Source organism: Microcystis sp. M113S1 (assembly GCF_020246945.1).
Lineage (GTDB): Bacteria > Cyanobacteriota > Cyanobacteriia > Cyanobacteriales > Microcystaceae > Microcystis.
Map to the genome: position 1 here is coordinate 1 of NZ_JADBSA010000075.1, position 10,387 is coordinate 10,387.

General features: G+C 42.6%; 9 protein-coding genes and 1 pseudogene. 5 read left to right on the forward strand and 5 right to left on the reverse strand.

What is annotated here, in order from left to right; all coding sequences use genetic code 11:
- Window positions 1–215 precede the first annotated feature (215 nt).
- Both IM319_RS04315 and IM319_RS04320 read left to right on the forward strand, forming a co-directional pair.
- Window positions 216–413, forward strand: a pseudogene (locus tag IM319_RS04315) (bile acid:sodium symporter family protein); the annotation flags it as partial.
- A gap of 43 nt (window positions 414–456) precedes the next feature.
- Window positions 457–1,053: a hypothetical protein gene (locus IM319_RS04320; protein ID WP_287734759.1), complete on the forward strand. Its 597-nt coding sequence runs from the start codon at window positions 457–459 to the stop codon at window positions 1,051–1,053.
- Between the two features lie 23 nt (window positions 1,054–1,076).
- Here IM319_RS04320 and recA read toward each other — a convergent pair whose 3' ends face one another.
- From recA to IM319_RS04335, 3 genes are all read right to left on the reverse strand, one after another.
- Window positions 1,077–2,144: a recombinase RecA gene (gene recA, locus IM319_RS04325; protein ID WP_286824728.1), complete on the reverse strand. Its 1,068-nt coding sequence runs from the start codon at window positions 2,142–2,144 to the stop codon at window positions 1,077–1,079.
- Between the two features lie 126 nt (window positions 2,145–2,270).
- Entirely contained in the window at window positions 2,271–3,224 is a 954-nt protein-coding gene (locus tag IM319_RS04330) for an aldo/keto reductase (RefSeq protein WP_287734760.1), read from the reverse strand.
- A 395-nt stretch (window positions 3,225–3,619) separates the two neighbouring features.
- Window positions 3,620–3,793, reverse strand: coding sequence for a hypothetical protein (locus tag IM319_RS04335; RefSeq protein ID WP_199273215.1), 174 nt, complete (start codon window positions 3,791–3,793; stop codon window positions 3,620–3,622).
- A 165-nt stretch (window positions 3,794–3,958) separates the two neighbouring features.
- Here IM319_RS04335 and IM319_RS04340 point away from each other — a divergent pair, with 165 nt between their 5' ends.
- Entirely contained in the window at window positions 3,959–5,146 is a 1,188-nt protein-coding gene (locus IM319_RS04340; RefSeq protein WP_287734761.1) for a pentapeptide repeat-containing protein, read from the forward strand.
- Window positions 5,147–5,938: 792 nt separating this feature from the next.
- Here IM319_RS04340 and IM319_RS04345 read toward each other — a convergent pair.
- The gene (locus IM319_RS04345; RefSeq protein ID WP_002748301.1) at window positions 5,939–6,274 is read right to left on the reverse strand and encodes a XisI protein; all 336 of its coding nucleotides are present in this window, start codon (window positions 6,272–6,274) and stop codon (window positions 5,939–5,941) included.
- A gap of 275 nt (window positions 6,275–6,549) precedes the next feature.
- Between IM319_RS04345 and IM319_RS04350 the strand changes: the two genes are divergently transcribed.
- Window positions 6,550–7,275, forward strand: coding sequence for a 2-phosphosulfolactate phosphatase family protein (locus tag IM319_RS04350; protein ID WP_286824723.1), 726 nt, complete (start codon window positions 6,550–6,552; stop codon window positions 7,273–7,275).
- A gap of 83 nt (window positions 7,276–7,358) precedes the next feature.
- Entirely contained in the window at window positions 7,359–8,606 is a 1,248-nt protein-coding gene (locus tag IM319_RS04355; RefSeq protein ID WP_287734762.1) for a bifunctional folylpolyglutamate synthase/dihydrofolate synthase, read from the forward strand.
- Here IM319_RS04355 and IM319_RS04360 read toward each other — a convergent pair.
- Window positions 8,580–10,169, reverse strand: a complete 1,590-nt coding sequence (locus IM319_RS04360; RefSeq protein ID WP_287734763.1) for a DUF3352 domain-containing protein — start codon at window positions 10,167–10,169, stop codon at window positions 8,580–8,582. The genes IM319_RS04355 and IM319_RS04360 overlap by 27 nt on opposite strands.
- Window positions 10,170–10,387: the final 218 nt, after the last annotated feature.

The window sequence follows — 10,387 nt, forward strand, 5'->3', positions numbered from 1 at the left end:
AAAACTTTCTAGGAAATAAGGTTGAACATGAGATTTTTTCGACTTGTTCAAAGTGGCCGGAGGGCATTCGGACACTGAAAACGGACGTGGAGAAAGTGTCAGACTTAAGCAATTAAGCATTTTTCGGTGAAGCGTCAACCCCGTTCAGCGACCACCCTAAAAAAGTGGCGTGGTGAGGAATCGCCGTCCGTTTTACGGCGGCGAGGATGTCAATTCAATTAACTATTCCCCAAAGAATTTGTATCGCAATTGAAGTGGGTATTCAAAGCGGCACTTTAGCTATTGCTATCACTGCCGGTTTATTAAAGAATCCCGATCTAGCCATTCCCGCAATTGTCTATAGTTTATGGATGTATGCCAGCGCTTTTATCGCTGTTTATTATGGTCGCAAAAAAGCAGCTTTGGCAAAATAGGTAAATGGGGTGATAGGATATAGCTAAAAACTGATAACTGATTATGTTAATTGGTAAATATTTAAGCCTAGAAGAATTATCTACCTGTTCCCAAACCTATCAAAAGTATGCAGCGCAAATCGATCCCTACCCAAAAAATCCTGAAACGATAACCGCTTGGCAAAATCTCGCTCACTTTATTATCGATCCAATTATTGATAACTTTGGTCGAGAAAAATTCCAATTAACCTACGGATTTTGTTCCAATGATCTGAGAAAACTTCTCCAAAAAAAAGACCCAATCACTGGCTTAAAAAACGGTAGAATCGATCCCAGTTGCGATCAACATTGCGCCCACGAAATTAATCAAAAAGGTCAATATTATTGTCAGCGATTGGGGGCAGCCTGTGATTTTCGGATTATCGATTTAACGAGCGATCGCCTGATCGATTGGATTTTAACCCAAAAATTACCCTTTGATTCTCTCTATTTTTACGGAATTAATCGCCCGATTCATATCAGCTATGGACCCCAACATAAACGAGATCTATGGACTTTTACCCCTAAAGGAACACCAACTAAAAAAGGTTTACAATCATGGTTAGAAGCCGCTAAATCTATCGATTCTGAAGCTAAAAAATCCCCCAAAATCGGGGGATAACCAAGACCTAAAACCGTCTTCTTTTAGATTTCTGGCTCCAGATCTTCCTCGTCGTCCTCATCGGCCGGTTCCGTGGGGAAAGGAACCGAACCCATGTCTAATTTATCCCGCAATAACTTCTCAATTTCCGCCGCTACTTCTGGCTTTTCTTCGAGATATTTAACGGCATTATCGCGACCCTGGGCAATATTTTCGCCATTATAGCTATACCATGCCCCTTTGCGAGTAACTACGTTCGTTTGTTCGGCGATATCGAGCATACAACCCACTTGGGAAATGCCTTTACCGAAGATAATATCAAATTCAGCAATCCGGAAAGGAGGCGCAACTTTATTTTTAGCCACCTTAACTTTAGCCCGAATTCCGTATTCCCCTTCCGTGCCTTTTTTCAAAGTTTGAATGCGACGGATATCTAAACGTACCGAGGCATAAAATTTTAAGGCCGTCCCCCCGGTGGTCACTTCAGGATTGCCGTAGGTGACACCGATTTTTTGCCGCAGTTGGTTAAGGAAAATCACCACACAACCCGATTTACCAATATTACCGGCAATTTTTCGCAGGGCTTTACTCATCAAACGGGCCTGCAAACCCACCTGATTATCCCCCATTTCCCCTTCAATTTCCGCCCGCGGCACTAAAGCGGCCACCGAGTCGATGACAACGATATCCACGGCCGAAGAACGCACTAACTGGTCAACTATTTCTAAGGCTGCCTCCCCTGTATCCGGTTGTGCCACCAGTAAATTATTGATATCTACCCCTAAATCTTCCGAATAGGTGGGATCTAAAGCGTGTTCCGCATCGACAAAGGCTGCCACTCCCCCAGCTTTCTGCACTTCTGCGATCGCATGGAGGGCTAAAGTGGTTTTTCCAGAACTTTCTGGCCCGTAAATTTCGACGATGCGGCCTTTCGGTAGGCCGCCACCCAAAGCCATATCTAGGGTTAAAGCACCACTAGGCACGGTTTCTACCCGCATCCGGGTCGCGTCTCCCAAACGCATAATCGAACCTTTGCCAAAGTTGCGCTCGATTTGATTTAAGACTAAGCCTAAGGCTTTATCTCGATCAGGATTACTTGTCGTTGTCGCCATTAATTTTGTCCCAGTTTTCTTAAGTAGTACAGTAGTATCTAAAGATTGTAGCCTGTTTTGATCTTGATCACCAAAAAGTTAGAGACTTTTTCCAGAATGGTGATCAAAAATCAAAAGTTTTGATTTTTACAGCCAAGGTCGGCTCAACTGTTCTAATTGCGTCACCTCTCGCGCTTCTAAACTCCATCCTAACGCCCCAGCATTTTCCCTCGCTTGGGCCGCAGTTTTTGCCCCCGGAATGGGAATCACATCCCCTTGGGCGATTAACCAATTGAGGGCCACTTGTGCGGGGGTTTTTTGGTATTTTGCGCCCAATTCTTGCATTACCCTTAAAATTGGGGCTATTTTCTCCAAACCTTCTTTTTTGAACCGCGAGTCAACTTTTCTGGCTCCATCGGGCAAATTCTGGCTTTCTGGGCTATATTTACCCGTCAGTAGTCCTTGAGCGAGGGGGCTGTAGGCGAGGATGGTGACACCTAATTCCTTGGCTGTGGCTAAAATTGCCTTAGTTTCTATTTTGCGATACAAAAGCGAATACTGCACCTGATTGACCGCTAAGGGAACCTCTTTTTTCGCCAAAATCTGGCTTGCTTGACGCATTTGCTCGGCGGAATAATTACTTACACCCACTGCAGCAATACGGCCTCGTTTTACTTCTTCAGCTAGGGCATTCATTAGGGTTTCTTGGCTAATCAGGAAGGTGAAGGGCCAATGTACTTGGTAAAGGGTAATTTTATCGGTTTTTAGACGGTTTAAGCTCTCTGTAATGGCATTATGAACCGCATTCGCCCCAAATCGCCACGGTACGGGGGCAAATTTGCTGGCAATATCGATGGGAATATCAGTCTCTTGAGTAAATTTTCCTAAGAGTCGTTCCGATTCCCCCAGTCCATAGACTTCGGCAGTGTCAAAAAAGGTGATTCCTGCCTCTACTGCCGCTTTAAAGGCCGCTTCTACCTGACTAGCTCCGTATTCCTTGCCATAGTTCCAGAATAGTTTATCTCCCCATGCCCAAGTCCCAATTCCTAAGGCACTGACGGAAATTCCTGTTTGTCCGAGATTAGCGGTTTGTCTAGTCATATTCCCTACAAAGAATGACAGCGTTTCCCATTTAAAGATGAAGTGTAACCCATATTTGGTCTGACTCACCATTAACCCCCTTTTTTGATTCCGGGAAATTCGCACCCATAAGTAATGGGAAAGGACTTGACTTTGCCGGCGACTTGCGCTATGCTTTTCTTATAATGGGAATCTGTGCAAAATTTTTAAAAACGCACTGATTTCCATTATGAATAAAATCTTTTAAAAATATTATCTCAAAATCTCCCGACAAAAGCAAGCAAAATTTCGCCCCTAATTGTTAAGTTTTGTTAACAAAGAAATACAGAGATCAGCAAGGTAAAAAAATCGAAGTCTCTTGCTGATCTTGTTTGTCGCTTAACCTATGATTAGGTTAGGCGAATTTTGCGCTTTGACTAATTGTTAGTGCTAACTTCTGTGGTTTCAACAATTGCCGTCGGTTGGCAGGGGGTAGGTGGAAATTTCTCTGGCAAAGAGAAGCCTAAAAATGATGCGATCGCAATTATCGTGCTGGTAATTTTGGCAAGACTGACAAGGTCTTCTCTGTACTTTAACCAATATTTATACATAATCATCAATCCTTTTACTTAGGGGGTGAACTATCTCTAGATTAAAAAAATTCTGATTATTTGTCGTTACTCAAAAGTCATGAAAATGGTACTTTTTTTAGGTACTCTCAAGTAACCTGACAGGGTACTGAAAAGTAATCTTAAGTCCTGTTACCTATAAAAATAATGATAATGAATGAACTAAAAATGACTGAAATTGAAACCCTTTCTTGGTTTGAATTAGAAAGACTGGTTAATGATCTGAAAAAAAAGCATACAAACAAGGGATTAACGGACGTGGAGACAAAAATATTAAAAGGTATTTTTGATGATAAAACCTATGCTTATCTAGCAAAAGAAATTAGGACAGAAGAACAGTCAATCAAGAATGCGGCTTCTAGTTTATTTAAAATCTTGTCAGCGCAAACAGATGAAAAGATTGGAAAGAGTAATCTGATTACTGCTTTGGCAAGGTATAGAGATAATTCTCAGACATTTGATCATAACAATAAACCTCAACCTCAGCAATCAGATAAAGTTTTTGAATTAGTTATTGAGGTAGATATAGACGACCTGACACCAGAGAAAATTGATAAGATTAACAACCTTATTCAAAAAATCGCCAGAGACAACACGATCAAGCCTATTATGAAACTTAAAGGCAGTATTCGGCTATTTTTAGAAGGTTCGGAAGATGGACTACAGCGCCTAGCAGATTTACATCAATCGGGGGAATTGCAAGCCCTTCTCAATGAACTTAAATCAGACGATATACCCGAAATTATCGTCAAAAAAGCAGAGTTCACTACAGATGCAAAAGTTATTGAAAAAGCCGAATTAATTAAGGCAATTCGAGAGGGAACAATCGATAAGACAACTCTACAACAAGTTGATTTAAGTGGGGCTATCCTGATTGTGGCTGACCTGAGTGAGGCTAACCTGAGAGGGGCTAACCTGTGGGGGGCTAACCTGAGAGGGACTATCATGAGTGAGGCTAACCTGTGGGGGGCTAACCTGAGGGGGGCTATCCTGAGAGGGGCTAACCTGATTCTGGCTAACCTGAGTGATGCTGACCTGAGTGAGGCTGACCTGAGTGGGGCTATCCTGAGTAGGGCTAACCTGAGTAGGGCTAACCTGAGAGAGGCTAACCTGAGAGAGGCTAACCTGATTCAGGCTAACCTGATTAGGGCTAACCTGAGAGAGGCTAACCTAGTATGGGCTAACCTGAGTTGGGCTAACCTGAGTTGGGCGGAAGTTGAAAACGCTATCTTTATCGATGCAAGGGGTATCACTCCGGAACAAAAACAGGATTTGATTCGACGAGGGGTAATTTTTGGGGATACTTCTAACGATCGCAGTAAAGCATTAGTTTAAAACAGCCTTTGATCTCCACCTTCAGCAGAGATTTAGGTAGGGTTGGCTGAATAAATGTGAAATATAGACGAGGTAAGGGGTTTGGCGGCCTGTTTGGCCCAGCAGCTGCAAGATTTTCAAGCTGGTGGCTCAAAAACCTTCCCTAATTAATGGGAAAAGACTTGACTTTGCCGGCGACTTGCGCTATGCTTTTCTTATAATGGGAATCCGTGCAAATTTTTTTTAGACGCACAGATTACCATTATGAATAAAATCTTTTAAAAATATTATCTCAAAATCTGCCGACAAAAGCAAGCAAAATTTTGCCGATAATTGTTAAGTTTTGTTAACAAAGAAATACAGAGATCAGCAAGGTAAAAAAATCGAAGTCTCTTGCTGATCCTGTTTGTCGCCTAAGCTATGATTAGGTTAGGATAATTTTGCGCTTTGACTAATTGTTAGTGCTAACTTCTGTGGTTTCAACAATTGCCGTCGGACAGACATTGCTAAGATTTTTGTCAATTGTTTTCGATAATCTTTCTAAATTTTTCTCCTGTTGAGCCTATTTTAAGTAGCTGGTTATAATTAAATTAAAAATGGATTTTAGGTTCGATCCCCCCTGCCCCCCTTGATAAGGGGGGTGCCGATAGGCGGGGGGATCCCCCTTGATAAGGGGGTGTCGATCCCCCCTGCCCCCCTTGATAAGGGGGGTGCCGATAGGCGGGGGGATCCCCCTTGATAAGGGGGGTGTCTGATAATTTTTAATGCCTACCTACTTATGACAATACTGTTGTCAACTTTCTCTAATTAAGATTAACCCACCGCAAACCCTGTATATTCTCTGACTAGGGGTTCATGAAAGGCTAAAACAATATCTTCTTTAGGAACGCCTAAATTAACTAATTCATTGGCAATTCCTACCTCAGTGCCATCATGTTGTATCCAGATTTTACCCTTTTTAATATCGAGATGCAAAACACAACCATGATATCTTCGTCTATTTTTCCAGCCAACATACATCAATTGATAGTGATCGCCAACTGTATCAAAAATCAATTGTTGTTCAATCGGATCTTTAGATGAACCTATCTGAGAATATTCAGTAATGACTTGCTTGACATAGTGACGATATTGTTCTAATTTTTCCATTCGACAATTACCTCCCCAATCGGATCATAAATAGGGTTTGCGGCAAAAAGTTTTTCTTGGGGGTAGGGTGTGGGATGTGGGGTGTGGGGTGTAGGGTTTTACCGATTTTGAGGACGTTCGGGGAAGACTTCGACGGTAAACTCAGCCGAATCGCCGAACGGTCTTCACCCCGACATTTGTGATAAAATCGGCCTTGTCTTTCTTCTGCCAGCGCGACGCCGAGCGACGGTATGTTGAGCTTATTTCCCCCCTTTACTTTTTACTTGGTATAACTCGTGCAGGTTTTCATTTATCATACTCCCGAACTTACCCCCGTCCATACTCTACCCGATTGCGCCGTCGTTATCGATGTTTTAAGAGCGACAACCACGATCGCCACTGCCCTCAATGCCGGTGCGGAAGCAGTGCAAACCTTTAGCGATCTGAAAACCCTGATGCAGGTGAGTGATAGCTGGCAACCGGAAAAACGTCTCCGGGCAGGAGAAAGAGGTGGCGCGAAAGTGGAAGGCTGCGATCTGGGCAATTCTCCCCTCGATTGTACCCCTGATTTAATGAAAGGTCGTCGTCTGTTTATCAGCACCACTAACGGCACTCGCGCTCTGCAAAGAGTGGAAGAATCCCCGATCGTGATCACTGCGGCCATGATCAATCGGCAAGCTGCCGTTAATTACCTATTGGATAAGCAGCCCGATACCGTCTGGATTGTTGGCTCTGGTTGGGAAGGGGGTTATTCTTTGGAAGATACGGCCTGTGCTGGAGCGATCGCCGATGCGCTACAAGAACAATCGGGGCAAATGGCGATCGGGAATGATGAGGTTATTGCCTCGATCGCTCTTTATCGTCAATGGCAAAATGATCTTTTAGGAATGTTCCACAGTTGTAGTCACGGTCAGCGCCTCTTGCGTCTCCACTGTCAAGAAGATTTAAAATACTGCGCTAATATTGACTCTCTTGATGTTTTACCGATCCAAAAAGAACCGAGCATTTTAGTCAAACTTTAGACATTACTACCCACAGAAAGGGTCATCCGTGCGGGTAGGATCGATGCTCCTACCCGGATTCCTTTATTTATAGTTTACCGACCATGACTATCGATTCTTTACTGCAATCTTTTCAGCGTTTTGGGGTTAATCTCGGTTTAGAAAGAATAAAAAATCTGCTGGAGATTTTAGGCAATCCCCAAGATAAAATTCCGATTATTCATGTCACGGGAACTAATGGCAAAGGTTCAGTTTGTGCCTATCTATCCTCTATTCTCAGCACTGCTGGTTACAAAGTCGGACGTTATATTTCTCCCCATTTAATTCATTGGACGGAAAGAATCTCTATTAATGGCGAAAATATTGAAACTGCGACTTTAGAAAACCTGCTTAAGTATATACAATCGCGTATCGATCCCCAGCAGGAAAGTCCTACTCAATTTGAGGTAATTACTGCCGCTGCTTGGCTGTATTTTGCTCAGGAAAAGGTGGATATTGCCGTGATGGAAGTGGGTTTAGGAGGAAGATTAGATGCTACTAATATCTGCGCTCAACCTTTAGTTACTGTCATCACTTCTATTAGTCGGGAACATTGGCAAAATTTAGGTCCCACGGTTGCTGATATTGCCGGGGAGAAAGCGGGGATATTAAAAGCGAATTGTCCGGCAGTTATCGGACAATTACCGGAATCAGCGCAGGGGGTAGTTAGGGAGAGAATCAAGCTGTTAAATTGTCCGACGGTATGGGTAGAAGCTGCCGAAAAAATTGCTGATAATCGCGCTAAATATCAAGGGTTAGAATATCCTTTATCCTTAGCGGGAGATTTTCAATTAACTAATTCTGCTATAGCGATCGCTGTTGTTAATATTTTACGTCAGCAAGGTTGGCAAATTAGCGATGAAGTCGTGCAAGAAGGAATGGCAAAAACTCGCTGGTTAGGACGGTTACAAACCGTTAATTGGTGTCAGCGAGAAATCTTAATAGATGGCGCTCATAATCCTGCTGCTGCTATTGGTTTAAGGCAGTATGTAGATAGTTTAAAAGCCCCAAAAATTATCTGGGTGATGGGAATTTTATCGACCAAAGATCATCGGGAAATATTCCAAGCTTTATTAAGAAAAGGCGATAGTTTATATTTAGTTCCTGTGCCAGATCATAGCAGTGCCAATCCTGAAACATTAGCGGAATTAGCGGCTTCAATTTGTCCAGAATTATCTCACCTAGAGACTTGTTCCGATGTATTTTTAGGACTAAAAAAAGCCATCCAAGAATCTGCCGATAGTCAGATAATTCTCTGTGGATCGCTTTATCTAGTCGGTTACTTTTTAGGGAGTTTGTTTCAGGGAAAATAAAACATCAATTTTACTGGTGGTTTTATCAGGCATAGTGGCAGTAATTCCGATCCCGCGTACCGATTCTAAAAAGGCTTTTGTTTCCGGGGTTAATTCCGTGGCAGGAAGATTATTAATTCCTCCCGCTTTAGCGATAATTTGCTCCACATCGATGAAGAAATAACCGAGATTATTCTTGGGTAGATTAGCGGTAGATACTCGGAAATTCTCACTTTGGCTAATCGGTTGATTCGGTTGGGGTTGATAGGGAATTCCGACGGTCATTTTTAAGGTATCATTATTAGGCCAAGCATAGGTTAAAATCGCTTGTTCTTCCGCTTTCCATTCAGTCACATCTTCACCGGAAATTTGACTGTTTTTTATGGTGATAACAGGAACAGTTTTCACCAATTGATTTAACTTCTCGATGGTAGTTTTTGCCGCTTTATGATCGCCGGTTTGCCAGATCATCATTCCCCCAAAACCTAACCCTCCCAGCGCTTGCTGGTTGGGGATAATTCCGAAAGCAAATTCTCGATCCATCCAGTTAAAAACTTCTTTATCCGCGTCAAGGGTTGCCATCTGAAAATTCTCACGGATCTGACGCAGAAAAACTTGTAATTCTGGGTTAGTTTGGGACTGTTTTTCTACTTCTTCCCATCCCTGTTTAAGATTATTACCGCTCCAGACTGCGATGGTATCTCCGGGGAAATAATTTAAAACTTGATTTCTGCTAGGGGAAGGTAGGGTAGAAATAGTTTCAGGAGCAAGTTTAGCCACCATTTGTAATTGTAATCCCGTATCGGTGACACCCACTCCCGCGACAATATCTTGAATTTTTGCTAATTCTTGCCGACTTTGGGGGGATAAATTAGCATCTGCTCCCAAGATTCCGGCATAATCATCGATATAAATTGTCGCTAGGGTATTGGGTAGGTTGAGGGATTGGGAAAGCAGTTTTCTCACTTCTGGTTTACTGCTAAAAGATGGCTGTCCTCGGTAGGTATCGATCGCCGATTCTAACACCTTTTTATCGTAGGATATCAACAAAAAATCTCCCGCAACGGCAGTATAAATGGTGGTGTTATCCTGCCAATCTATAGCAGTAATTTTAATATCTTTGTAGTCACTGGTGCTAGTTTTGCGATTAACTTGTTGTCCTAGTTTTTTCTCGAATTCCGACGCTTTAATTTTATCTTTGATCCCGATAACCGTTAAGATTCCCGATTCCCCCGGTTTAGTTGCCGGAAGAAAAGCAAAGCTGATACTACCGATCCAAGGTTCGATATCCCGTTGATAATCAATCTTATCGGTGAAGATATTTTTTTGTAATTCTTCTAGTCCTTGACTAACCGCAGTTCGTGATTCAGGTGTACCATATTTAGCTAACACTGACCAAGCTTTTGCATCCGTGGAGACAAAACTACTAGCAAAGGCAGTTTCTGGGATAACTTTTGCCGATTCTAAGGGGGTGAATCTTTGCCAAGGTAGTTGTCCTCGTAGATAAAGATAGACACCTCCTGCGGTTACTGCTGTTAGTCCTAAGACGACTAAACAACCGGGTAAAAATGATTTTTTTGACATAGAATTGTGGTTTGGTTAAAAAGTTCAATACTTGGCGATCGATTTGTCTCTGGTTGTAGTCTCTAGATCAGTCCTATTGGGACTTAGGCGTTTTCGGTCAGCAAAAAAGGCTCAAACCATTACGGGACAAAGGGTTAACCTCGATTTATGATTTTCCTTGATATATCTGGGTTTCAGCGATTTTGGGCTTGGTCGAAGTAAATCCCAAGCGGGGATTG